This window comes from Rheinheimera nanhaiensis E407-8, from assembly GCF_000296695.1.
GTDB classification, from domain to species: Bacteria; Pseudomonadota; Gammaproteobacteria; order Enterobacterales; family Alteromonadaceae; genus Alishewanella; species Alishewanella nanhaiensis.
In genome coordinates this window covers 95,904-118,703 of record NZ_BAFK01000007.1, presented here as the reverse complement: position 1 = coordinate 118,703, position 22,800 = coordinate 95,904, and the positions used below count along the sequence as shown (strand labels likewise).

General features: G+C 50.3%; 24 protein-coding genes. 13 read left to right on the top strand and 11 right to left on the bottom strand.

The window, feature by feature from the left end; translation table 11 throughout:
* Positions 1-307: 307 nt before the first annotated feature.
* From rnm to rluB, 5 genes are read left to right on the top strand one after another with little or no spacing between them, the layout of a single operon-like run.
* Entirely contained in the window at positions 308-1,153 is an 846-nt protein-coding gene (gene rnm / locus RNAN_RS07715) for an RNase RNM (protein WP_008220461.1), read from the top strand.
* Positions 1,154-1,191: 38 nt separating this feature from the next.
* Entirely contained in the window at positions 1,192-1,812 is a 621-nt protein-coding gene (locus tag RNAN_RS07710; RefSeq protein ID WP_008220459.1) for an L-threonylcarbamoyladenylate synthase, read from the top strand.
* A gap of 15 nt (positions 1,813-1,827) precedes the next feature.
* On the top strand, positions 1,828-2,664 hold the full coding sequence (locus RNAN_RS07705) for a segregation and condensation protein A (RefSeq protein ID WP_008220457.1): 837 nt from the start codon (positions 1,828-1,830) through the stop codon (positions 2,662-2,664).
* Positions 2,664-3,248, top strand: coding sequence for an SMC-Scp complex subunit ScpB (gene scpB / locus RNAN_RS07700; protein ID WP_008220456.1), 585 nt, complete (start codon positions 2,664-2,666; stop codon positions 3,246-3,248). Before RNAN_RS07705 ends, scpB begins: the two co-directional genes overlap by 1 nt.
* On the top strand, positions 3,248-4,258 hold the full coding sequence (gene rluB, locus RNAN_RS07695; RefSeq protein ID WP_008220454.1) for a 23S rRNA pseudouridine(2605) synthase RluB: 1,011 nt from the start codon (positions 3,248-3,250) through the stop codon (positions 4,256-4,258). Before scpB ends, rluB begins: the two co-directional genes overlap by 1 nt.
* A 60-nt stretch (positions 4,259-4,318) precedes the next feature.
* Here the strand turns inward: rluB and RNAN_RS07690 are convergent, their stop codons facing one another.
* From RNAN_RS07690 to RNAN_RS07680, 3 genes are read right to left on the bottom strand one after another with little or no spacing between them, the layout of a single operon-like run.
* Entirely contained in the window at positions 4,319-4,618 is a 300-nt protein-coding gene (locus RNAN_RS07690; protein ID WP_008220453.1) for a hypothetical protein, read from the bottom strand.
* Positions 4,618-5,439, bottom strand: a complete 822-nt coding sequence (locus RNAN_RS07685) for a formylglycine-generating enzyme family protein (RefSeq protein ID WP_052027265.1) — start codon at positions 5,437-5,439, stop codon at positions 4,618-4,620. The genes RNAN_RS07690 and RNAN_RS07685 overlap by 1 nt, the downstream gene beginning before the upstream one ends.
* A gap of 7 nt (positions 5,440-5,446) precedes the next feature.
* The gene (locus tag RNAN_RS07680) at positions 5,447-6,463 is read right to left on the bottom strand and encodes a hypothetical protein (RefSeq protein ID WP_193385547.1); all 1,017 of its coding nucleotides are present in this window, start codon (positions 6,461-6,463) and stop codon (positions 5,447-5,449) included.
* A 155-nt stretch (positions 6,464-6,618) separates the two neighbouring features.
* Between RNAN_RS07680 and RNAN_RS07675 the strand changes: the two genes are divergently transcribed.
* Complete coding sequence (locus RNAN_RS07675; RefSeq protein ID WP_008220448.1) at positions 6,619-7,365, top strand: sulfite exporter TauE/SafE family protein; 747 nt, start codon at positions 6,619-6,621, stop codon at positions 7,363-7,365.
* Here the strand turns inward: RNAN_RS07675 and RNAN_RS07670 are convergent.
* The gene (locus RNAN_RS07670; protein ID WP_040551866.1) at positions 7,362-8,165 is read right to left on the bottom strand and encodes an SDR family oxidoreductase; all 804 of its coding nucleotides are present in this window, start codon (positions 8,163-8,165) and stop codon (positions 7,362-7,364) included. The two genes, RNAN_RS07675 and RNAN_RS07670, sit on opposite strands and share 4 nt — an antisense overlap.
* Positions 8,166-8,211: 46 nt before the next feature.
* Positions 8,212-8,976 carry a hypothetical protein gene (locus RNAN_RS07665; protein WP_008220445.1) on the bottom strand — a complete coding sequence of 255 codons (765 nt, stop codon included), beginning with the start codon at positions 8,974-8,976 and terminating at the stop codon, positions 8,212-8,214.
* Positions 8,977-9,105: 129 nt separating this feature from the next.
* Between RNAN_RS07665 and RNAN_RS07660 the strand changes: the two genes are divergently transcribed.
* Both RNAN_RS07660 and RNAN_RS07655 read left to right on the top strand, forming a co-directional pair.
* Positions 9,106-10,248, top strand: a complete 1,143-nt coding sequence (locus RNAN_RS07660) for a sensor histidine kinase (RefSeq protein WP_008220443.1) — start codon at positions 9,106-9,108, stop codon at positions 10,246-10,248.
* On the top strand, positions 10,241-10,885 hold the full coding sequence (locus tag RNAN_RS07655) for a response regulator transcription factor (protein ID WP_008220441.1): 645 nt from the start codon (positions 10,241-10,243) through the stop codon (positions 10,883-10,885). The genes RNAN_RS07660 and RNAN_RS07655 overlap by 8 nt, the downstream gene beginning before the upstream one ends.
* Here the strand turns inward: RNAN_RS07655 and galE are convergent.
* Positions 10,882-11,898, bottom strand: coding sequence for a UDP-glucose 4-epimerase GalE (gene galE, locus RNAN_RS07650; RefSeq protein WP_008220440.1), 1,017 nt, complete (start codon positions 11,896-11,898; stop codon positions 10,882-10,884). The genes RNAN_RS07655 and galE overlap by 4 nt on opposite strands.
* Positions 11,899-11,922: 24 nt before the next feature.
* Positions 11,923-12,222: a YciI family protein gene (locus RNAN_RS07645; RefSeq protein WP_008220438.1), complete on the bottom strand. Its 300-nt coding sequence runs from the start codon at positions 12,220-12,222 to the stop codon at positions 11,923-11,925.
* 196 nt (positions 12,223-12,418) lie between these two features.
* On the opposite strand from RNAN_RS07645, the gene RNAN_RS07640 reads away from it, so the two are divergent.
* The gene (locus RNAN_RS07640; protein ID WP_008220436.1) at positions 12,419-13,849 is read left to right on the top strand and encodes a sodium-dependent transporter; all 1,431 of its coding nucleotides are present in this window, start codon (positions 12,419-12,421) and stop codon (positions 13,847-13,849) included.
* Positions 13,850-13,922: 73 nt separating this feature from the next.
* On the opposite strand, the gene RNAN_RS07635 is transcribed toward RNAN_RS07640, so the two are convergent.
* The 3 genes from RNAN_RS07635 to tsaA all read right to left on the bottom strand — a co-directional run bounded on the left by RNAN_RS07635 (position 13,923) and on the right by tsaA (position 17,461).
* Positions 13,923-15,650, bottom strand: coding sequence for a proline--tRNA ligase (locus RNAN_RS07635; RefSeq protein ID WP_008220434.1), 1,728 nt, complete (start codon positions 15,648-15,650; stop codon positions 13,923-13,925).
* A 64-nt stretch (positions 15,651-15,714) separates the two neighbouring features.
* Positions 15,715-16,782, bottom strand: a complete 1,068-nt coding sequence (locus RNAN_RS07630) for a Kelch repeat-containing protein (RefSeq protein ID WP_008220432.1) — start codon at positions 16,780-16,782, stop codon at positions 15,715-15,717.
* Positions 16,751-17,461, bottom strand: coding sequence for a tRNA (N6-threonylcarbamoyladenosine(37)-N6)-methyltransferase TrmO (gene tsaA, locus RNAN_RS07625; protein ID WP_008220431.1), 711 nt, complete (start codon positions 17,459-17,461; stop codon positions 16,751-16,753). Before tsaA ends, RNAN_RS07630 begins: the two co-directional genes overlap by 32 nt.
* 151 nt (positions 17,462-17,612) lie before the next feature.
* Between tsaA and purU the strand changes: the two genes are divergently transcribed.
* Positions 17,613-18,446: a formyltetrahydrofolate deformylase gene (gene purU, locus RNAN_RS07620; protein WP_040551865.1), complete on the top strand. Its 834-nt coding sequence runs from the start codon at positions 17,613-17,615 to the stop codon at positions 18,444-18,446.
* Between the two features lie 65 nt (positions 18,447-18,511).
* Positions 18,512-19,042, top strand: coding sequence for a hypothetical protein (locus tag RNAN_RS07615; protein ID WP_008220427.1), 531 nt, complete (start codon positions 18,512-18,514; stop codon positions 19,040-19,042).
* On the opposite strand, the gene can is transcribed toward RNAN_RS07615, so the two are convergent.
* The gene (gene can / locus RNAN_RS07610; protein ID WP_008220424.1) at positions 19,043-19,693 is read right to left on the bottom strand and encodes a carbonate dehydratase; all 651 of its coding nucleotides are present in this window, start codon (positions 19,691-19,693) and stop codon (positions 19,043-19,045) included.
* Positions 19,694-19,885: 192 nt separating this feature from the next.
* On the opposite strand from can, the gene RNAN_RS07600 reads away from it, so the two are divergent.
* Together RNAN_RS07600 and RNAN_RS07595 are read left to right on the top strand one after the other, a co-directional pair.
* Positions 19,886-21,304 carry a mannose-1-phosphate guanylyltransferase/mannose-6-phosphate isomerase gene (locus RNAN_RS07600; RefSeq protein ID WP_008220422.1) on the top strand — a complete coding sequence of 473 codons (1,419 nt, stop codon included), beginning with the start codon at positions 19,886-19,888 and terminating at the stop codon, positions 21,302-21,304.
* Positions 21,291-22,730, top strand: a complete 1,440-nt coding sequence (locus RNAN_RS07595) for a phosphohexomutase domain-containing protein (protein ID WP_008220419.1) — start codon at positions 21,291-21,293, stop codon at positions 22,728-22,730. The genes RNAN_RS07600 and RNAN_RS07595 overlap by 14 nt, the downstream gene beginning before the upstream one ends.
* The last annotated feature ends 70 nt before the right edge of the window (positions 22,731-22,800 follow it).

Sequence of the window (22,800 nt, the reverse complement as noted above, 5' to 3'; positions counted from 1 at the left end):
TCGCAGGCACATAAAAAAAGCCCGCTTCTTGTGGAAACGGGCTTTGGTAAATAAAGCGAATACAACGCCTACACACGCCCGTTGGGAATGTGCCACCACCAGTTAGTCAGCTTAAGGGTTGTTGTAAATTGCATTGGCTTTAATTACCTCGTGTTATCTGCGCTACATAAAACCGCAAAACGGTAGCGGGCGTCAAGTGGTTATTTGTTATAACGCAGAAATAAAAGCGTATAAGCGGCCAGATGGCTGTTGAATTTTGTGATATACGCCGCCTGTGCGACAATAGCTGCCTTAATTTGAGGTGCAAATGAAAATTGATTTACACAGCCATACCCATTGCTCTGACGGCGTGTTATCGCCCTCTGAACTGGTAATGCGCGCTGCAGAGAAAGGCGTGGATGTGCTGGCGATTACCGACCATGACACCGTAGCCGGCTTAGCGGCTGCCCGGCAGGCTATTCATGAGCTGCAATTGCCGCTTAAGCTGATTAACGGCGTGGAAATTTCCACCAGCTGGCAGCAGCTGGAAATTCATATTGTTGGTTTAAATATTAACCCAGACTGTGCGCAGTTTTTAGCCAGGCTGGACACGCAGCGCCAGGCCCGCGTGGCGCGGGCAGAAGAAATGGCGCGAAGGTTGGAAAAAAGCCAAATTCCGGATGTGTTGCCGGCCGTACTTAAGCTGGCCAATGGCGCTGCACTGACCCGCACCCATTTTGCCCGCCACCTGGTCAGTATCGGCAAAGCCAGTACTATGGATGGCGTATTTAAAAAGTACTTAGGCCGCGGCAAAATTGGTTATGTGCCAAATAACTGGGTAGAGATGAGCGAGGCGATTGCCTGGATCCACGCCGCCGGTGGTGTCGCCGTGCTGGCGCATCCGCTGAAATACAAACTCACCACCAAATGGGTAAAACGGCTGGCCGAGCAATTCGCAGCCGCCGGTGGTGACGCGATAGAAATTATCTCGCCACAGCAAACACCAGTGCAAAAGCGTGAGCTGTGGGCGCTGTGCCAGCTGCACGGTTTAACGGCATCGGTCGGGTCAGACTTTCATCAGGCCACAACTTGGAATGATATCGGAAAAAACCTATATTTAACCGACGATGTTACCCCAATATGGGCTAACTGGCCGCTGCCAGCCAGTGCCTGACGTCAGCTGTTGTAATAAACAACTTAAGAAGAATAACAATGAGCCAATTTTTTCATATTCACCCGGAAACCCCTCAGCAACGCCTGTTAAAGCAAGCGGTGCAGATTATTCAGCAAGGTGGTGTAGTGATACTGCCGACCGACAGCGGCTATGCGCTGGGCTGCCATGTCGGCGATAAAAATGCGATGGAGCGGATATTGCAAATCCGTCAGATCAGTGGTGAGCACCATTTTACCCTGATGTGCCGTGACTTATCGGAGTTATCAGCCTATGCCAAGGTTGAAAATACCGCCTTTCGGCTGATCAAAAACAACACGCCGGGCGCTTATACCTTTATTTTGCGCGGCACTAAAGAGCTGCCTAAGCGCTTGTTAAACGAGAAAAAGAAAACTATCGGCCTGCGTATTCCCGAGCATAAAATTGCCCTGGCGCTACTTGCTGAGTTGGGTGAGCCGCTACTGACCACCAGCCTGATTTTGCCCGGCGAGGAGTTTGCTGAAAGCGATCCGGAAGAGATGCGTGCCCGCCTGGAAAAACAGGTCGACCTGATAATGCACGGTGGCGTAATTGGTGAGGCGCCCACTACGGTGGTCGACTTATCTGAAGACGAGCCGTTGATCGTCCGCGAAGGCCGTGGCGATAGCGCGCCATTTCGCTAAAGCTGAGATAACACTTTGAGCGATACTCTGCCTAACGGCGTACCAGACAGTTTAACGGTACAACAACCACTACCGCTGGCCTTTGTGCGCGGCGAAGCGGTGCTGGAGCGGCCGGAAGACTTATATATTCCGCCCGACGCGCTGGAAATACTGCTGGATGCCTTTGAAGGCCCGCTGGATTTTTTGCTGTATTTAATCCGCAAGCATAAGTTTGATATTGTCGATTTGCCGGTAAACGAAATTACCCTGCAATATATGGAATATATCGACTTAATGCAGGGGCTGAATTTTGAGCTGGCGGCCGAGTATTTAGTGATGGCCGCTATGTTGGCCGAGATTAAATCGCGTTTATTACTGCCACGGCACAGCCATAGCGAAGAAGAAGAGACCGACCCGCGCGCCGAGCTTATCCGCCGCTTGCAGGAATATGAAGTATTTAAACAGGCGGCGACAGAGCTGGACAGCCTGCCGCGTGATGAGCGCGATCATTTTAACGCTACTGCTGCGCTGGCCGATAATTTTGCCCCGCTGCTGATATTGCCGGATGTGGATTTAGCTGAGCTGACGCTGGCGCTAAAAGATATTGTCAAACGGGCGAAGGATTTTCAGCACCACCATATTAAACGCGAGCATTTATCGACCCGCGAGCGCATGAGCCGTATTCTGGATTTATTAAGCGCGCACCAGGGTTACCTGGCGTTTTCGGCCTGTTTTGATGTAACAGAAGGCCGTGAGGGCGTAGTGGTGACCTTTTTAGCCATGCTGGAGCTAACCAAAGAAAAGCTGGTGGAAATTATTCAGGTAGAGGCCTATGGCCAAATTCATGTCAAATTAAAGGACGCTGAGGCATAATGGCGGGCAAAATAAATGACGTGCAGTTAATACAGCTGGTAGAGGCGGCTATTTTCGCTGCTGATAAGCCGCTGAGCACTGACGATTTACAAAGCACAGTGCTGGATGGCTTAAATGTCAGCAAAAAGCGCTTAAGCGATACTTTAGCGCGGTTAATACAAGACTACGCCGGCCGCGGCATTAATTTAACCGAAACTGCCTCGGGTTACCGCTTTATTACCCGGCCGGAACTGAGTGATTATTTGGCCCGGCTGTGGCCAGAGCGCTCGCCGCGGTATTCGCGTGCGGTGCTGGAAACCCTGGCGCTGATAGCTTACCGCCAACCGATCACCCGTGGCGAGATAGAAGATATCCGTGGTGTGTCGGTGAGCAGCCAGATCATGCGCACCTTGCTTGACCGCGGCTGGGTAAAGGTCGTCGGCCATAAAGAAGTACCGGGCCGGCCCGGCTTATACGCGACAACAAAAGAGTTTTTAGATTACTTTGGTTTAAAACATTTAAACCAGTTACCGCCCTTGCCGGAATTTCAGGCCATTAGCCTGGATCTGGCTGACACCGTCGTGACGACAGGAGAATTGCACTAATGAGTGAAAAAGCCGGCAGTGAAAAGCTGCAAAAAGTATTAGCCCGCGCAGGCCTAGGCTCGCGCCGCGAGATGGAAGACTGGATTAGCAGTGGCCGGGTAACGGTAGATGGCAAACCGGCGACGCTGGGCGATCGCGTAAGCTCAACACAACAGGTACGTGTAGATGGCCACCCGGTACAAATTGCCAGCGAAGAGCAGCAAATTTGCCGCGTGCTGGCCTACCACAAGCCGGAAGGCGAAATTTGCTCGCGTACCGATCCGGAAGGGCGGCCAACGGTATTTTCCCGCCTGCCAAACATTAAAGGCGCGCGCTGGATTGCCATTGGCCGGCTCGATATTAACACCTCAGGGTTATTGCTGTTTACCACCGACGGGGAATTAGCTAACCGTTTGATGCACCCCAAGTTTGAAGTCGAGCGCGAATACGCCGTACGGGTATTTGGCGAGATTAACGATGCGATGATCCAGCGCCTGCGCACCGGCGTCGAGCTGGAAGACGGTAAAGCCAACTTCAAGAAAATCAAAGCGCTGCCAGGCGAAGGTATCAACCGCTGGTTCCATGTGGTGCTTACCGAAGGCCGCAACCGCGAAGTGCGCCGTATGTGGGAATCACAAGGCGCTGTGGTCAGCCGTTTAATCCGCGTACGTTACGGCGATTTACTGCTGCCCAAGCACTTACCGGCCGGTGGCTACGCCGAGTACCCGCTGGATGAAGTTAACTACCTGCGTAAGCTAGTCAGTTTAGCGCCGGAAGTGGCTACCTTAGTAAAACCGGAAGACCGTGACGAACGCCGCCGCCGTATGGCCAGCATGAAACGCGCAGTGCGTAAGCACGATATCGCTGCTAAAACGCCGGCACGTACACCCAAAGAGCGCAAGCCAGCTGAAGATAAGCCGGTTAGGCCAGAAGGCAAAAAGCCGACAAGTCGCAAAACCCCGGCCACACCCAAAGGCCGGCCACAGCGCCAGCCTACCGGCAAAAAGCCCAGCCGCGAAGGCAGGGGTTAATCAGCATAAACAAAGGCGCGAAAGCGCCTTTGTAGTGTCTGGAACACACTCCAGCAGACGTTAAGTGCCGTTATAAATCACTCTGGGTATAGCAAGTAGTGTAGTAACCGCAATTAAGCCGCCGATGACTGCAATCAGTGGACCTGTGATAGTGCCACCAAGCTGGAAATACCCCATCACTGAGCCGGTTATCAGTAGTATTAAACCAAGTTTTTTTACCACTGCCGCCTTCTGGTTTTCATGGCTCCATTGTTGGCAGTTAGCGCATTGCAACATTAAAATACCGTTAACTTTTTTCGTTGCTGCAGCCTGCTTTAAACTGACTTTGTTTCTGCAGGCAGGGCATAGCAGCGTTTTCATTAGTGTATTTCCCTTACCAATCTGAAACCAACTGACGGATATTTAGCATCAATAGATAAAGCATCCCGGGCTGATAATCGTGTGTTGCGTGCTCTGTCTGAGTAACTGCCACCTTTGACAATGCGATATTCACAATCGCCGGTTGTTACCGGTGTTGTATCATCTGAACGAATTTTTTCATCATCACAATCCAGTACCCACTCTGCTACATTAGATGACATGTCATACAGGCCATAAGGGTTTGCGTTATAGCGGCCAGATATCCATGGCTGTGCTGCTTCGGTGCCGGCTGTACAATTACCAATGTCGCGATCACAGTGTTCTTTACCCTGAATGTACTCTTCGCCCCACCAATACACTGTTTTTGTACCTGCCCGGGCGGCATATTCCCATTCTGTTTCAGAGGGTAAACGGTAATACTGGTTAGTTTGTTCAGTTAACCATTTAGCGTAGGCTGTAGCGTCCATCCAACTGACATTAATCACCGGCATATCACCCCGGCCCCAGCCTCTATCGTCCGGTAAAGTGCGATTAGTAGCGTTGGCAAACTTATCATATTGCGCGAAAGTAATTTCAGCTTGAGTTATGGCAAACGCCTTACTGGTCTTTATGCTGCGCTGTGGGCCTAGATAACCGGTGGAAGAAGTGTATTCTTCACCGGCAATACCTTTCCCGGCCGGGATAACACTCAGCTGCGGACCATTAGTACCGTCGCTGAGTTTATCGGTAAAAAACTCAGCAGTATAAGAAGCGCTTTCGCCACATGAAACAATCGATAAAAGCAGCACTAACACTGCGAATGCTTTTGCAGGCAACGACATATTTTTCCTATTCATTAATGCTGTAACCGATAATAAAGCTACGTGCGCTTTCTGCTTTGCCGGCCAAACTGGAGCCACTGCCATAGCTGGTAACACTGGCACCAACTAATTCCAGAAACTTGGTGCCAAGCAGAGCTTGAACCTGCTTTTGCGAAAAGACTTTAGTCGCCTTAGTGCCGTCATCCAGCAGTTTACCGTGCAACATAACTGCTTTAAGCGCTTTCTTTGATTTTTCTAACTGACGATATTCCAGTTTTAATATCTCTTCTGCTAATCGTTTGCGCTCCGCTCTGGATAACGCTTTGTACATTTTGAGCAGTCCGGCTTTGCCAATACCGCGTTTGCGTAGCGCTGTGACGAGAATAGCCTGATTACCCAGTGTTTTAGTTACATCAGCTAATTGTGCAACGTCAGTTGCGATTATTAATGCATTAAATAATGGCGATTCATCCAGGTAGTCGTTGTAATGTGCATTGCCGGACACCGCATTATAAGAGCGACCGATGCCGGTACCACATTGAAAGGTTGCGGCAGCAGTAGCCGTTAGCGTTAACGGCATGGCGGTCCAGGCCGCACCTACGGTGACTGTGCCGCCGCCAGCCTCAACCACTAATAATACCCAACCGATTGCTGCGCCGGCGCAACTAAGGCCTGCACCTTTTAATTCAGAGCCAATACTTGATTTTGCAGTTCGGAGTGCTTTTTCAGCTGATTGATATTTAGGCAGTTTTATTTCGCGAATATAAATGGTTTTTCCATCGGCCCTGCAGCTATAGCGCAGTACTCGGGCAAAAAATAATGATTCACGCTCAATGCCAGTAATCAGGTAGTTTGACAGTTCAGAGTTATAACCGATAAAAGTGACACCGGCACCGTAAAATTCAGGATCGCTATCTAACTGCGCATACATTTTCTCTAACTTGGTATCGGGGAAAAGCTGGTTAACTTTTTGTTCTTGATAGTTACCAGCGAAGCGTAATGCAGCAAGAGCCATATCAATTCCTTTTGCAATAAATTGACGCATTTTACGGTGTCATCTGATAACTGTAAATTAATTAATTGTTAATTTTGCCGGTGCTGAAAGTGTACTAACTTATGCAGGTGATAAAAGCTGGTTGAGTAGTACTGTTAAGTTTTACACTGACTGCATTGGAAGACACCTACTAAAAAGACTGAATAGTGCCTGATATTGATATATTAACCCTGCTGGTTATCGCTTTGGCGGTGTTGTTAACCGGTATTTCCAAGTCCGGTTTTGCCGGTGCTATTGGAGGTATTACCGTGCCGTTGATGTCTTTAGTGATAAGCCCGCTGTTGGCAGCGGCGTTATTGCTGCCGATCCTGATTATTGCCGATGTGCTGAGCCTGCGCCAATGGTGGGGGCAGCACAATGTGCAGCATTTAGCGCTGCTGCTACCGGCAGCATTGCTCGGCATAATTGTTGGCTATATCAGCTTCGGCTGGTTAGATGAAGCCAGTTTACGCTTGCTACTTGGGGTGATTACGCTGCTATTTGCGCTGAATATGCTGCTAAAATTGGTAAACCAGACGCGTTTTACGTCGCCGTGGGCGGGCCGTGCACTTGGCGCGTTAAGCGGCTTTACCAGCTTTATTGCCCATGCCGGCGGGCCACCGCTAAATATGTATTTATTGCCACAGGGTATGCCGAAACAGCACTATTTGGCCACAGCGGTGGTGTTTTTTGCAGTGGTAAACCTGCTGAAACTGCCGCCGTACTTATTGCTGGGGCAGCTTAATAGCGCCTTGTTTGGTTATGCGCTGCTTAGCCTGCCGCTGGTCTGGCTGGGGGTAAAGCTTGGCGTAGTGTTACAACATAAATTTAGCGAGAAAGCGTTTTATCAGCTGATCAGTATCAGCATGCTGCTGCTCGGTAGCCGGCTGATTTATCAGGCACTGAGTGCCTAACGCACCTTACTTTTACGCACCATTTTGTACAGCAGCTCCGGTGATAAACGTGACATCAGGGCACCCAGGCGCTCTTTTAGCCCACCGATAACAATATAGCTTTTGCCTGTTAGCAGCGCTTTTACCGCTTTTTCGGCAAAGGCATCTGCGCTCATGGCATTGGCCTGGGCATCATCCATACTACCCAGCGCACTGCCATCGCCGGTTAGTGCATTGCGCGATACATCGGTTTTAACAAAGCCCGGGAAGATAGTCGCCACTGTTAAGCCCTGGGCAAATAGCTCGGCACGCAGGCTATTGGCCCATAAGTGCAACGCAGCTTTGGCGGCAGAATAACTGCCGCGATACTGGGTACCGACCAAGCCGGCAACGGAGGAAACAAATACCACCTTGCCGCCGCCATCGGCCAGCAATAACGGCAGTGCCTGGCGGGTTAAATTGACCTGGGCGAAATAATCGACTTCAAATAATTTACGGTCGGTCTGGGCTGTGGTGTCGACAATCAGCGCGCGCTGGCTGATACCGGCATTATTGATCAGCCAGTCCAGGCCACCGATTTGTTGTTGTATGGTGTCAATGGCACTGGCTACTGCCATGTCGTCAGTAATATCCAGCGGTAACAACAGATGCTGGCTGCTATTGGCTAAGCTGGCGCGCACCCGCTCAAGCTCAGTTTGCCGCCTGGCGCTTAATACTAAGCGGGCGCCGTCGGCGGCCAGCTCGCGGGCCAGGGCTTCACCAATACCGCCCGAGGCGCCGGTGATCCAAATTACTTTATGCTGTACTGCTGAATTTTTCATATTACGGCTATTTTGCTGCTTTATCTGGCATGACATTAAGCAAGTTTTAACCCTGTTGTAAAGCCTTGTTTGGCACAACTTTATAGCGGCGCTTGTAGTACCCGGTTAACAGCAGCAGTGCGGCCATACCAATTACCGGTGCTGCCAGCCAGCTGACCAATTGCCAGTTGCCCGGTAATATCTCTGCCAGCATACGCCGGCCACCAGCGGCAAAAAAGGCGGTGTAAACCGCAATGCCGCTGCCGACCATGCTACTGAAATGCTCGATGATCCAGGCGCGCGGGCTAACCGTTTTTTGGTAAACATACCGGCTGATGGTGGTGGCGGTAACCAGGCTAACCGCAGCGAAAATAATCAGCAGTGGCATACCGATACTGATACCCTTGTAGGCAACGAACCCGGCTAACGGGAACATTAAAAACACCGGGCCCTGATAGTACCAGCGGCGCAGCACAGCGCGGTTATCTTTGGCCTTTAGCACGCCAATGGCGTGGCGTACTGTTACCCAGGTAAGCAAGCTCAGTAATAACAGAAACTGTGATAATGGTATGCTCCATACTAACATCTGCTGAATTTGCTCATTTGTCATGTGCTGCCCAGCAGTATAAATACCGACCGGATCCGATAAGCGGATGATACACAGCACTATGCCAGAGCCGGCTACCGTCAGCATCAGATAATAAAACACCTTACCGGCCTTGATATGCAAAGCGCCGCCTTTACGGGCAGCAATTGGCAGCCAGTACACCAGCAGTGCCATGGCACCTAATACGATGTGTAAATACAGTAAAGCGGTATGTAGGGTTAACATGCTAAACCTCCTTGGTTGATAGCAGCAGCTTACGCTGGTGGAGGTTGGCGCGCAGGTGCCGAAAGTCAGGATTTCAGACTATGACTTCTGGCCTATTGCAGTTGGTATAAAGCTGCGCATAATGCCTGGATGAACAGAAAATTTGATTTTGCCACCCTGGCTGGGGTACTGACCTGGTTACTGGTATACGGCATTAGTATTTTTATCCTGCACAAAGTCCAGCCCGGCTACAGCCAGTGGCTGGTGCATCTGCTGTTTTTGCTGTACGGCGCTGTGTTTATTGTACTGACACGGGAGCAGGGTGCCTATTCGTTACGCGGCCGTTTTGGCACTGTGCTGCTTGGTGTGCAGCTTTTGCTGGCGTTTGCTTTGGTATGGTTACTGCCTGGGCGTTACTTTGACTTTCTGTCTATTCTGACCATTATCTGGGCGGCGATGCTGCCTTTTGTCATGCCCACGTCTGCCGCCATGTTACTCAGCGCTGTAGTAGTGGCGGCATGGTATACACTGATTGGCTGGCAAACTGGCAGCACTGTGTGGATTACTGCGCTGTTGTATGGCAGCTTCCATTTGTTTGCTGTGCTGGTGCAAAGTGCCAGCCGTGATGCTGAAACAGCCAGAGACGAGCTGGAGCAAAAACATCAGCAACTGTTAGCCACCCAGCAATTACTGCAGGCGGCCTCACGCCAGAGTGAACGCACCCGCATTGCCCGTAACTTGCACGATTTAGTCGGCCATCATTTAACCGCGCTGACGATACAGCTACAGGTAGCCGGCCATTTGAGCAGCGGTGAGGCCAAAAGCCAGGTGGATAAATGCCATCAGCTGGCCAAATTATTGCTGGCTGATGTGCGTGAAGCGGTAAGCACTATGCGCCAGTATGCAGACGTTACGTTGTTGGATGCGGTGCAGCCGTTAGTGGCACTGATACCCGAACAGCTTAAGGTTAAGCTGCAGATCCCCGCTGATATAATGCTGCATGATTTGCAACAGGCGCAGCATTTGCTCTGCATAGTGCAGGAAGCTATCAGCAACAGCTTAAAACACAGCGGTGCCAGCGAAATGCAAATTAACGCCCATATCAGTGACGGGAACTTACAGCTGACGCTAAGCGATAATGGCAAAGTAAACCCGCACTGGCGGCAGGGCAATGGCATAACCGGTATGCAGGAGCGTGCAGCAGAATGCGGCGGTAGTTTAACCGTGAATACAGTACAGCAACGGCTTGAGCTAAGCCTGAGCCTGCCGTATCAGGAGAGTGATAATGCATAAGGTACTGCTGGTAGATGACCAGAAGCTGATCCGCGATGGTATTAAAAGCTTACTCGGGCTGTCCGGCAAAGTAGCGGTGGTAGCGGAATGTGCCGATGGCAGCACAGTGGTAGATGCCTGCCGGCAATATCAGCCAGAAGTTATTCTGCTGGATTTATCGATGCCGGTAATGAATGGTGTACAAACCTTAGCGGCCTTACAGCAGGAAGGGATCAGCACGCCGGTACTTATCCTGACCACCTTTGATGAGCATGAGCTGGTGCTTAAAAGTATTTCCTTGGGCGCGCGCGGGTTTTTATTAAAAGATGTATCGCTGCAGACCCTGGTCGAGGCGATAAGCACGCTGGCCAATGGCGGTAGCTGGTTTGCGCCCAATATTACCGAGCGCTTGTTAGGCAGTGTGCGCGCCGGCAGCAGCGACTTTGCTATGCCAGCGCAGCTGGAGCCGTTAACTGACAAAGAGTTAGAAATTCTGCAGCTGATGGCGGCAGGTTATAGCAATAAAGAAATTGCCTCTGCGCTGTATAAATCTGAAGGCACAGTAAAAAACCAGTGTTCTGCTATTTTAGCCAAGCTGGGGGTGCGTGACCGCACCCGTGCTGTGCTGTTGGCGTTAGAGCTTGGGCTAATTAGCTAGCGGCTATAACCATTAGGGTTGGCCTGCTGCCAGCGCCAGCTGTCGCGCACCATATCATCCAGTGTTTTTTCAGCTTGCCAGCCCAGTAGCGCTTTAGCTTTGCCAGGCTGCGCATAGCAGGTGGCAATATCACCGGGCCGGCGCGGCGCTATGGTAAAGGGTACTGACACAGCATTGACCCGGCTAAAGGCATTTACCATATCCAGCACACTATAACCTGTGCCGGTGCCCAAATTTATGGCCTCTATACCAGTATTATGCTGCAGATATTGCAATGCCTTAACATGACCACGGGCTAAATCGACCACATGGATATAGTCGCGCACACCGGTACCATCATGGGTGGGGTAATCGTTACCAAATACACTCAGGCTTGCTCTTTTACCCACCGCCACCTGCGAGATAAACGGCATTAAGTTATTGGGAATGCCGCTTGGGTCTTCACCAATGCGGCCGCTGTCATGGGCGCCGACCGGGTTAAAGTAGCGCAGCAAGGTTATGCCCCAGTCTGGCTCGGCTTTCACCAGATCCTCAAGAATATGCTCGATCATCAGCTTGCTTTGGCCGTACGGGTTGGTGGCAGAGCGTGGCGCCGTTTCCGGGATAGGCACCTGTTTGGCATCGCCGTAGACGGTAGCAGAGGAGCTAAATACCAGCTTTTTTACACCAAAATCGCGCATTACCCGGCACAGGGTTACCGTGCCGGCAACATTGTTGTCATAGTAATGCAGCGGTAGCTGGGTGGACTCACCCACGGCTTTTAAACCAGCAAAATGCACTACGGCGCTGATAGCATATTGGCTGAACAGCTGGCGCAGCGCGGCTTCATCACGAATATCGCCCTGGATGCTGATAAGATTTTTGCCCGTTAGCTGTTGCACCCGGTTAAGCGCTTCAGCTGAGCTATTGCTAAAATTATCAAAACTTAACACCGAAAAGCCGGCGTTTAACAGCTCCAGTGCCGTATGGCTGCCAATATAACCGGCACCGCCGGTCAATAAGATATAACCCATGTTACTGTCCTTGTTACTGCAGCCTTAAGGCAGCACTTTTTTAAACGGTTTTACTGTTGCGCGGGCATACACACCGGCGGCCAGATAAGGGTCGGCATCGGCCCAGCTTTGCGCGTCGGCTAAACTGGCAAATTCAGCCACAACTAAAGAGCCGGTAAAACCTGCCGTGCCAGGATCCAGGCTGTCAATCGCCGGCAGGGGCCCGGCCAGCAGCAGACGGCCTTCATTTTTCAGCTGCTCTAAACGTGCCAGATGCGCAGGCCTTGTTGCCAGGCGCTTTTCTAAACTGTTTGCTACATCTTCAGAGTAAATCATATAAAACATAAGTTAATCCTACACGAGCCTTCGTTATGCGGCGCACGATAGCAGATCCTAAGCGTGGTTCCAACGCTGTTAAACGCATCGGAGCAGTACAGCACTAGGATTTAGCGTAACAGCCTGTTAGCATGCAGGGCGCTTACAAAAAAATGAGCACAGCTCAATTATTCTAATAAGAAAGATTCAGGGAGTCCGCGTACTAATGAAACGTGAACAATTTAGCTCCAGCCTGGGCTTTGTACTGGCCGCAGCCGGTTCGGCCGTAGGTATCGGTAATCTGGTTGCCTTTCCGGTGATGGCCAGCAAAAATGGCGGCGCCGCCTTTTTAATAATGTATGCTTTTTTTGTGTTCTTTATCTGCCTGCCGGTCATGCTCGCTGAAATGAGCCTGGGCCGTCATACAAGGCAAAACCCGCTAGGGGCTTATACCGAAATTGGCCAGAACCGCGCCTGGCGCACAGTTGGCTGGCTGTCGGTGTTAACGCCTTTTATGATTGGCGTGTTTTATCTGGTGATTACGGTGTGGATTTTTGGCTATCTGGCCAAATCGGTTATGGGGCAATTAACTGAACTGGCCGCGCCAGACAGCTTCGGCAGTTTTATTAACAGCAATGAGCTGTTTATCTATATGGCCATCGTCATTGGCTTAACCTTCGCTATTTTACAAGGCGGGGTAAAGCAGGGCATTGAAAAAGCGGCCCGGGTATTAATGCCAATGCTGTTTATTATGCTTATCGCCTTAGTGATCTATGTGTTTACGCTGGATAACGCCATGTTGGGCGTAAAGTTTTTCCTGGTGCCAGAGTTTGATAAGTTAACCGGCAAGGTATTAAACGGCGCTTTGGCACAGGCGTTTTTCTCCTTATCGCTGGCTATGGGTATTTTAATTACTTACGGCTCTTATATTCAGAAAAACAATGACATAGTGCATGCCGGTAAAATGGTGGCCGCGTTGTCGTTACTGGTGGCCGCCTGCTCTGGCCTGCTGATATTGCCGGCAGTGTTTTCTTTCAACCCGGATATTCAGTTAAGTGAGCTGTCGGAATCCAGCATCGGCATGATTTTTATGTTCCTGCCAAAAATTTTCCTGGCACTGCAGGCCGATATTGGCTATTTCGGCGCCTCCTTTGTCGCCAGCTTTTTCTTCCTGCTGGTGTTTTTCGCTGCTTTAACCTCACTGGTATCTATTATTGAGGTGCCTGTAGCCAGTTTGATGGACGGCAAAGGCGTGTCTCGGCGTAAGGCGCTATACACGCTGGGCGCGGTGATGATAACGCTGGCAGTGGTATGTGCTTTGTCGTTTGGCCGGGTAGAGCTGTTTAGCAGTTTAACCAGTTATGGCTTAAATGCTGAAGGCCAGCCAATTGTAAAATCGTTTTTCGATCTGGTATACGATATCTTCTACGAAACCATACTGCCATTAAACGGTTTGTTGTTGTGTTTGTTTGTGATTTACCGCTGGAAAAAGCATAACTTCGATGCGGAAATAAGCCAGGGCAACGCCACCTTTGCCGGCTCATTACTGCAAAAATACGTTAATTTCTCGCTGGGTACCTTTATTCCGTTTATTCTGGCGGTGATTTTCGTTAATACCGTATCGACCATTTTCTTCGGTAAAAACCTGCTGTTTTAAGCGAAAAGTTACAAATAAAAAAGGGCAGATTTTTCTGCCCTTTTTTACTATCTCGGTTAGATGCTAACCGCTATTACTTTGCCAGTTTCTGCTGCATGGCCGCCACGACAGACGGAATATCCAGCATGTCTTTTTCGCCGCTGCGGCGGTTTTTGTATTCTACCTGCTGGTTATCCAGGTTGCGCTCACCAATCACGATACTGTGCGGAATGCCCATCAGTTCCATATCGGCAAACATTACGCCAGGGCGCTCTTTACGGTCATCAAACAACACTTCAAAGCCAGCGGCAGTTAGCTCGTTGTAAAGGCGCACTGTGGCCTCTTCAATCCGCACCGACTTATGCATATTCATTGGAATAAGCGCAATCTGAAACGGGGCTATTGCATCAGGCCAGATAATGCCGAAATCATCGTGGTTTTGCTCAATGGCCGCGGCGATAATACGCGATACGCCAACGCCGTAGCAGCCCATGGTCATGATCTGGTGTTTGCCTTCTTCGTTTAACACGCCAGCTTTTAATGCCTGTGAATAGCGATCGCCTAACTGGAAGATATGGCCCACTTCAATACCGCGTTTGATCACCAGCTTGCCGTTACCGCACGGGCTTGGGTCGCCCTCGACGATATTACGCAAATCAGCCACGCTGTAGTTTTTCGCATCACGGTCCCAGTTCACGCCGGTTAAGTGAAAGCCGTCTTTATTGGCACCGCAGCTAAAATCGGCCAGGTGTGCCGCGCTGCGATCGACAATCAGCGGCAGCGGCATAGCTACCGGGCCTAAAGAACCGGGGCCGGCGCCAATGGCCGCGCGGATTTCTTCTTCGCTGGCAAATACCAGCGGGCTTTGTACCTGCGGCAATTTCTCGGCTTTTATTTCGTTTAATTCATGATCGCCACGCAGCACCAGTGCTACCAACGGCTGGGTTTTATCGTTGTCACCTTTTACGCCATACACAATCAGGGTTTTACTCACCTGTTTGATGTCCTGGCCTAATAAGGCGGCGACTTCCGCCACAGTTTTGGCATTAGGGGTAGCCACTTCGCTCAGTGGCTGGCTGGCAGCCGGGCGCTCACCGGCAGGTGCCAGCGCTTCAGCCATCTCGATATTGGCGGCGTAATCGCTGCTATCGGAGAAGGCGATAGCATCTTCACCTGAAGCGGCCAGCACATGGAACTCGTGCGACATGCTGCCACCGATAGCGCCGGTGTCGGCCAGTACCGGGCGAAAATCCAGCCCTAAACGGGTAAAGATATTGCAGTAGGCCTGGAACATGGCGTCATAGGTTTGCTGCAGGCTGTCCTGGCTTAAGTGAAACGAGTAGGCGTCTTTCATTAAGAACTCGCGGGCGCGCATTACACCAAAGCGTGGCCGGCGCTCGTCACGGAATTTGGTCTGAATTTGATATAAATTCAGCGGCAGCTGTTTGTAGCTGGTAATTTCGCGGCGCACTAAATCGGTGATCACTTCTTCGTGGGTTGGCCCAAGCACAAAATCGCGTGTGTGGCGGTCTTTAAAGCGCAGCAATTCGGCGTCCATTTTCTCCCAACGGCCAGATTCTTGCCACAGCTCGGCCGGTTGCACCATCGGCATTAATACTTCAATGGCGCCAGCTTTATTCATCTCTTCACGCACAATTTGTTCAACTTTACGCAGCACCCGCACGCCAGTGGGCAGGTAAGTGTACATGCCTGAGGCGACGCGGCGGATCATGCCGGCGCGCAGCATAAGTTTATGGCTAATCACTTCGGCATCGGCCGGGGTTTCTTTTACGGTAGATAGTAAGTACTGACTGCTGCGCATCGTATTCTCGTATGTCGTGCTAATAAAAAATTGCCGCCATTCTAGCAAGGCGGCAGGGGCAATTCTATTGGAGTTTTATCGGGTGATGGATAAGCCGGGGGCTAACTTGCTGGCCGCTTTGCATACCGCCGACCGAGTAAATCTGGCCGTCTATTTCAATCAACGAGCGTAAGTCCATCACAGCCGTGGTATCAGCCGCTTTTAACCAGCGTTTTTCGGCAACCGAAAATACCCACACTTTGCTGTCAGGCTCAGACGGCTGGCCGTTATAGCCTATGCCGTTGTAGTTATAAGGGTTAGTGCTGCCACCAATAAACACCAGCATGTCTTTGCCGTCTATTTGGCTGTTAATAGCGGCCATGCGATAACGCGCTGTACCGGTTGGATGCGCTATCAGGCGCCAGTCTATTTTATTGGCATTATCGCCTACAATACCCAGATAACAGGCCGGCTCACTTTGGTAACTGGGCTTTTTATCACTGTAGTAATTAAGCGCTACACCATCGCATAACAGCATAGTATTGCCGGCCATAGCGCCAGCTAAGCCAAATACCGGCTTACCGGGAAACGGCGTGGCCTGCGACCAGCGCTGGGTAAAGTTATCAAATTGCTGCACCAGATTAACGTTACCATGATCGCTCCAGCCACTGACCAGATAGATATAGCGGTTTTGGTATGTCAGGGCGACAGCGTCATCTACCGGCACCGGGATATCATTGAGCTTGGTATAGCGGCGGGTAATAGGATCCAGCCGGTAACTGTCGCTGGCGGGTTGTTCGCTGCCATCGGCATTGACACTAAAACCGCCGAACACAAAAAAGTTATTGTTCAGCGCCACAGCACTGGCCGCAACGCGGCCATTTAAGCGCTGCTGGCTCGGCACCGGCGGCAGGGTTTGCCAGCCAAACTCGCCCAACGTGTGCATAAACACCTTGTTATGAATATCGCTGTGCTGCTTGCCTGGCCCTATACCCATAAAACTAACGATATAGGTTTTGCCACGAATGCTGGTGCTGGCCACGGCATTATTAGTTACCGGTTCGGGTAAGTCTGGCAGGGTGCTGGCCGATAGGGCAACACAGGTTGCTGCAGCGGTCAGCTTAAGGCTGCAGCTGATGAATTTCAGTAACATGGTTATGCTCTCCGGTTACGGTCCATTTAATATTGTAGTGGTACAAGCTCATGCCATAGCTTTGCTCGGTGTCGCGTTGTTTTTTGTACGAAGGCCTGGGATCTTGCTTTAAGACTTTCTCGATAAATACTTGTAGATCGGGATAGTGGTTTTGTTGGCGGCAAAATTCGCTGGCCTGCTCAGAAAAACTTACTGTCATTGCTGTTTCGGGTGCGCTGTCGGCAAAGCCACCAGCGGCCTCTGGTAAAGCATCAGAGTAGGGCAGGTAGGGCTTAATGTCGATAACCGGCGTGCCATGTAATAAATCAATGCCGCTTAGCTTTAAGCACAATTTACCGTTTTTACGTTCAACCCCTTCCAGTTTTACCACTGACAGCCCAACCGGGTTGGGTCTGAAGGTGGCGCGGGTAGCAAACACACCTTTGCGGGTATTGCCCCCTAAGCGTGGTGGCCGCACCATCGGTGACCAGCCCTTATCTGCGGTTTCATGAAACACAAACAACAGCCACAGATGGCTGAAGCTGTCGATACCGCGCAAAATGGTGTCATCATCGTAACCCGGCTCCAGCTCCAGATAGCCGATGGCCTCCGGGATTAGCCCAGGCTGGCGCGGAATAGCAAATTTTTGTTTGTACGGCGATTGTATATAGCCGACCACATTAAACTGAAACGACGCCATAGGCTCCTGTTAAGCGTTGGGAGTAATACAGCGGTATTATGCGGTTTTTTGCCAAAACAACAAGTTAAGTCAAAGACGTCTAAATGTCTTTGACGCTGAAGCTAAAGATGCGGTAAAACATCAGCTTTACTCTCAACGACAGATAACAGATATGGAACGCAAGATTTTATTAACGGAATGCCCTGATTCTAAAGGCCTGATTGCGCAAATTACCAATATTTGCTACAAGCACCAGCTGAATATTATTCGCAATACCGAATATGTTGACCCGGTCAGTGGCCGCTTTTATATGCGCACCGAATTAGAAGGTGTATTTAATGATGCCACCTTACTGTTTGATTTAGACCGCGCATTGCCGGCGGGCTCAGAGCGCAGTTTAGTCAGCCAGCGTGCTAAGCGGGTGGTAATATTGGTCACCAAAGAAGCGCATTGCCTGGGCGATATTTTAATCAAAGTATTTGACGGCTCACTGGCGCTGGATATTGCGGCGGTAGTGGGGAATTACCCTGAGCTGGCGCAACTGGCCGCCCGTTTTGATTTACCTTATCACTATGTCAGCCATCAGGGCTTAAGCCGCACCGAGCATGAAGCAGCGCTGCTGGCGGTGATAAAACCCTATCAGCCAGAATATCTGGTGCTGGCCAAATTTATGCGTATTTTAACACCGGCCTTTGTCGCGCAGTTTCCGGAAAAAATTATCAATATTCATCACAGCTTTTTACCGGCCTTTATTGGCGCTAACCCTTATCAGCAGGCATTTGAGCGCGGGGTAAAAATTATTGGTGCTACCGCGCACTTTGTAAATGATGATTTAGACGAAGGCCCGATTATCGAGCAGATGGTGGCACCGGTGGATCACAACTTTAGCGCGGAAGATATGGCCCGCGCCGGCCGCGATGTGGAAAAAGCGGCGTTAAGTAAAGCGTTGCAGCTGGTGGTGGAAGACCGGGTGTTTGTGCATGGCAATAAAACAGTGATCCTGTAACGGCAGGTTTTACTTTGTCGCTGTTATATTTAATACTTGGCAAAATAGCAAACTGAGACAACGCGATGAAATTTCTCCTGATCAGCCTGTTACTGCTTAGCGCCTTAGCCAGTGCCAATGAAACCCAGCCACTGCACGCCAAACTGGAGCCATTCCGGCCCTATCTGAACCAGCACTGGCAGGGCGATTTAACCCAGCCGGGCAAAACAGAAAAAGTGATAGACCGCGCCTTATGGAGTAGAGCATTAAACGGCCAGGCGATAAAAACCGTGCACTCGATTAATAACGGCGAATATGGTGGCGAGTCGTTTATTTTCTGGGACGAGAAAAAGCAAAGCCTGGCTTATTATTATTTCACCACTGCCGGTTTTTATACCCATGGCACTATGGAGTTTAATGTGCAAAGCGGTGAAATAATGGCGCTTGAAAATGTCGAAAATAACCAAAACGGCATTACGCAAGTAAAGTCACTCAGTCGTATCTTACCGGATGGCACTTTACAGACCAAATCCAGCTATTTGCAAAATGGTAACTGGGTTGATGGCCACAGTGCCACCTATCAGCCGGTGGCGGCGCAGCCAATCCGTTTTAAATAATTATTTTTTAATAAATTCAGCTAAATCGACGGTGTAAATATCGTCGATTTTATCATTGCAGGAGTGGCTGACTCGCAAGTCTTTTACCCGGCCGTTGCGTAAGCTGTATACCCAACCGTGTACCGTCAGTTCCTGACCTCGCTCCCAGGCTTCCTGCACAAAACTGGTGTGGCATAAATTACGCACCTGCTCCATTACATTTAGCTCTATCAGTAGGTTTAACCGCTCGTTTTCGTCGCTGAGGCCGTCAACTTTATCGCGGTGCATCACATAGACATCTTTGACATTACGCAGCCAGTTATCGACAAAACCCACCCGCTGCTTGGTCATAGCCGCTTTAACGCCACCGCAGCCATAGTGGCCAACCACTAAAATATGCTTAACTTTTAAGATATCAATAGCGTACTGCAATACCGACAGACAGTTCATATCAGAGTGCACGACCAGATTGGCAACATTACGATGCACAAATAGCTCACCGGGCAGTAAACCGACAATTTCATTGGCCGGCACCCGGCTGTCAGAGCAGCCAATCCACAGATATTCCGGTGCCTGCTGTTCAGATAACTGCTTAAAAAAACCGGGCTGCTCTTGCTCTATCCGATCTGCCCAGTTTTTATTGTTAACAAACAACTGTTTAAAATCTGGCATAACTTTACCCTACGTTGAAAATCGCGACACCATAGCCGATTTTACCTACTTAAAGAGCACCGACCAGCAAAAAGTTGTCTGCAGTGGGTTTTTCTCTGCGCTGATCTGCATCTGTCTGCTGACGCGCAAGGCTGACTATGGCTATACTGAGCAGCAAGATGATTAACCGGATAATTATTGAAAGGAGTCAGCATGATACCAGTTATTCTGAGTGGCGGGTCGGGCACCCGGCTGTGGCCACTGTCGAGGGCAAAAAAGCCCAAGCAGTTTCTGCCGCTACTTAATGATAAAAGTATGCTGCAAAACACCTTACTGCGGGTGAAAGGCTTAGCGGGGCTGGGTGCCCCGCTTATTATCTGCAATGAGGACCACCGCTTTATGGTGGCCGAGCAACTACGTGAGCTGGCCATTACCAACCCGGCCATAGTGTTAGAGCCAGAAGGGCGCAATACGGCGCCCGCCATAGCAGTAGCAGCCCTTAAAGCCATGCAACAAGGGGATGACCCTTTACTGTTGATCCTGGCGGCTGATCATGCCATTAAAGATGTGCCAGCGTTTCACCAGGCGGTAGAGCTGGCAATACCAGCAGCAAATCAAGGCAAGTTGGTCACCTTTGGTATAGTGCCCACCAGTGCTCACACCGGTTACGGTTATATTCGCCGCGCCGGTGTGATGGACGCAGCCTTACCCGCTGGGGTAAGCGGCGTGGCCCAGTTTTATGAAAAGCCGGATGCAACCACCGCCCGCCAGTTTGTTGACAGCGGTGAGTATTACTGGAACAGCGGCATGTTTTTATTTAAAGCCAGCCGCTTACTGGCTGAATTGCAACAGTTTGCGCCGGATATCGTGACGGCTGCTGAACAGGCACTGGCCAAAGCCAGTATTGATATGGACTTTATCCGGCTGGATAAGGCGGCTTTTAGCGCCAGCCCATCCGATTCTATTGATTATGCGCTAATGGAAAAATCTGCCAATGCCGTTATGGTGCCGCTGGATGCCGGCTGGAGTGATGTCGGCAGCTGGGATGCACTGTGGCAGGTGATGGCAAAAGATGAACAGGGCAACGCCTGTCGCGGTGATGTGCTGCTGGAGCAGTGCCACAACAGCTATGTGTACGCTGAGCAGCGTTTAGTGACTGCGATAGGGCTGGACGATGTGGTGGTGGTAGAAACCAAAGATGCAGTACTGGTGGCGCATAAAAGTCAGTTGCAGGGCGTAAAAAATATTGTCGCTAAGCTGCAAAGCTATGGCCGTACAGAAGTGGATTTACACCGTGAAGTGTTCCGGCCCTGGGGCAAGTATGATTCGGTGGATAGTGGCGGCCGTTATCAGGTTAAACATATTACGGTAAAACCTGGCGCTAAATTGTCGGTACAAATGCATCATCACAGGGCAGAGCATTGGGTGGTAGTCAGTGGTTCGGCGTTGGTACGCAACGGTGACAAGGAGTTTTTAGTCACTGAGAACGAGTCAACCTTTATCCCGGTAGGCACCATTCACTCACTGGAAAACCCTGGCAAAATTCCGCTGGAGTTGATTGAAGTGCAATCTGGCAGCTATTTAGGTGAAGATGACATTATTCGCTTTGAGGACAAGTATGGCCGCAATTGATAACCTGCTGCGCTGTTTTAAAGCCTATGATATCCGCGGCAAACTGGACGAAGAGCTGACCGGGCAACTGGCCTGGTGCATTGGCCGCGCTTTTGCCAAAGTGGTGAAGCCACGCACCGTGGCGCTGGGGGCTGATGTACGCGCCACCTCAGAACCATTAAAATGCGCACTGGCGCTGGGCTTGCTAAGCGAAGGGGTAAACGTGATTGACCTTGGCATGACCGGCACTGAAGAGGTGTATTTCGCCGCCCAGTATCTGGATATAGACGGCGCTATTGAAGTCACCGCCAGCCACAACCCTATTGATTACAACGGTATGAAGCTGGTACGCCACCAGGCCCGCCCTATTAGTGGTGATACCGGTTTGCTGGATATTAAACAGCAGACGGCTTTGTTATTAGCCGAGCCGTTTGACACGCAGCAGTTTAATGATTTTCTCGCCCTTACCCGCAGTAGCGATCATTTCAGCTGGCAGCACGCCAGTTGGCAACGTCAGTCGTTGCTGCCGGCTTATGTTAAGACCATGCTGAGCTTTATTGAACCGGCGAACCTTAAGCCATTAACCTTAGTGGTCAATGCCGGTAACGGTGCTGCCGGCCATGTAGTCGATGCCATTGAAGCGCAGTTTGAAACGGCTGGGGTGCCGGTAAAGTTTATTAAAGTGCACCATCAGCCCGATGCTACATTTCCAAATGGTATTCCTAATCCGCTGTTGCCAGAAAACCGCTCTGCTACTGCCGCGGCGGTAGTGGCACATCAGGCCGATTTTGGTATTGCCTGGGACGGTGATTTCGACCGCTGTTTTTTATTTGATGAAAAAGGCTGTTTTATCGAAGGCTACTATATTGTTGGCTTGTTATGTGCAGCCTTTTTAACAAAACATCCCGGACAAAAGATTATTCACGACCCGAGATTATATTGGAATACCCAGGCAGTTGCACAGCAGCACAACGGCCTGGCGGTAATGAGTAAAACCGGTCATGCTTTTATTAAAGAGCGGATGCGCAGCGAAGATGCGGTGTACGGCGGCGAAATGAGTGCTCATCATTATTTTCGTGATTTTGCCTATTGCGACAGTGGCATGATCCCCTGGCTGCTGGTAGCGGAGCTGGTGTCATTAACTCGGCAACCGTTGTCGGCATTAGTGGCGCAAATGATTGAAAACTATCCTTCATCCGGCGAGTTGAATTTCCATATTGCGTCACCGACAGCTGCAATAACTAAGGTGCAACAACATTATCAACCTGCTGCACTGGCGCTTGATTTTACAGATGGCCTAAGTATGAGCTTCTCTGACTGGCGTTTTAATTTACGCAGTTCAAATACCGAGAGCGTGCTGAGATTAAATGTCGAATCGCGTAACAATGTGCAGTTAATGGAACAAAAAACCGCTGAGATTGTTGCAATCTTAACTGAAGCTGAATAAATGATATTGTTTTTTTGGTTTAACTATTGTTATGTGCTTTATTTCATCCGCTAAATTGCTTATCCTTTCC

Excerpts from the sequence above, each read along its gene's own strand:
- rnm (WP_008220461.1), top strand. The coding sequence starts at position 308 with ATGAAAATTGATTTACACAGCCATACCCATTGCTCTGACGGCGTGTTA.
- RNAN_RS07710 (WP_008220459.1), top strand. The coding sequence starts at position 1,192 with ATGAGCCAATTTTTTCATATTCACCCGGAAACCCCTCAGCAACGCCTG.
- scpB (WP_008220456.1), top strand. The coding sequence starts at position 2,664 with ATGGCGGGCAAAATAAATGACGTGCAGTTAATACAGCTGGTAGAGGCG.
- rluB (WP_008220454.1), top strand. The coding sequence starts at position 3,248 with ATGAGTGAAAAAGCCGGCAGTGAAAAGCTGCAAAAAGTATTAGCCCGC.
- RNAN_RS07690 (WP_008220453.1), bottom strand. The coding sequence starts at position 4,618 with ATGAAAACGCTGCTATGCCCTGCCTGCAGAAACAAAGTCAGTTTAAAG.
- RNAN_RS07685 (WP_052027265.1), bottom strand. The coding sequence starts at position 5,439 with ATGTCGTTGCCTGCAAAAGCATTCGCAGTGTTAGTGCTGCTTTTATCG.
- RNAN_RS07680 (WP_193385547.1), bottom strand. The coding sequence starts at position 6,463 with ATGCGTCAATTTATTGCAAAAGGAATTGATATGGCTCTTGCTGCATTA.
- RNAN_RS07670 (WP_040551866.1), bottom strand. The coding sequence starts at position 8,165 with ATGAAAAATTCAGCAGTACAGCATAAAGTAATTTGGATCACCGGCGCC.
- RNAN_RS07665 (WP_008220445.1), bottom strand. The coding sequence starts at position 8,976 with ATGTTAACCCTACATACCGCTTTACTGTATTTACACATCGTATTAGGT.
- RNAN_RS07660 (WP_008220443.1), top strand. The coding sequence starts at position 9,106 with ATGAACAGAAAATTTGATTTTGCCACCCTGGCTGGGGTACTGACCTGG.
- RNAN_RS07655 (WP_008220441.1), top strand. The coding sequence starts at position 10,241 with ATGCATAAGGTACTGCTGGTAGATGACCAGAAGCTGATCCGCGATGGT.
- galE (WP_008220440.1), bottom strand. The coding sequence starts at position 11,898 with ATGGGTTATATCTTATTGACCGGCGGTGCCGGTTATATTGGCAGCCAT.
- RNAN_RS07645 (WP_008220438.1), bottom strand. The coding sequence starts at position 12,222 with ATGTTTTATATGATTTACTCTGAAGATGTAGCAAACAGTTTAGAAAAG.
- RNAN_RS07640 (WP_008220436.1), top strand. The coding sequence starts at position 12,419 with ATGAAACGTGAACAATTTAGCTCCAGCCTGGGCTTTGTACTGGCCGCA.
- RNAN_RS07635 (WP_008220434.1), bottom strand. The coding sequence starts at position 15,650 with ATGCGCAGCAGTCAGTACTTACTATCTACCGTAAAAGAAACCCCGGCC.
- RNAN_RS07630 (WP_008220432.1), bottom strand. The coding sequence starts at position 16,782 with ATGTTACTGAAATTCATCAGCTGCAGCCTTAAGCTGACCGCTGCAGCA.
- tsaA (WP_008220431.1), bottom strand. The coding sequence starts at position 17,461 with ATGGCGTCGTTTCAGTTTAATGTGGTCGGCTATATACAATCGCCGTAC.
- purU (WP_040551865.1), top strand. The coding sequence starts at position 17,613 with ATGGAACGCAAGATTTTATTAACGGAATGCCCTGATTCTAAAGGCCTG.
- RNAN_RS07615 (WP_008220427.1), top strand. The coding sequence starts at position 18,512 with ATGAAATTTCTCCTGATCAGCCTGTTACTGCTTAGCGCCTTAGCCAGT.
- can (WP_008220424.1), bottom strand. The coding sequence starts at position 19,693 with ATGCCAGATTTTAAACAGTTGTTTGTTAACAATAAAAACTGGGCAGAT.
- RNAN_RS07600 (WP_008220422.1), top strand. The coding sequence starts at position 19,886 with ATGATACCAGTTATTCTGAGTGGCGGGTCGGGCACCCGGCTGTGGCCA.
- RNAN_RS07595 (WP_008220419.1), top strand. The coding sequence starts at position 21,291 with ATGGCCGCAATTGATAACCTGCTGCGCTGTTTTAAAGCCTATGATATC.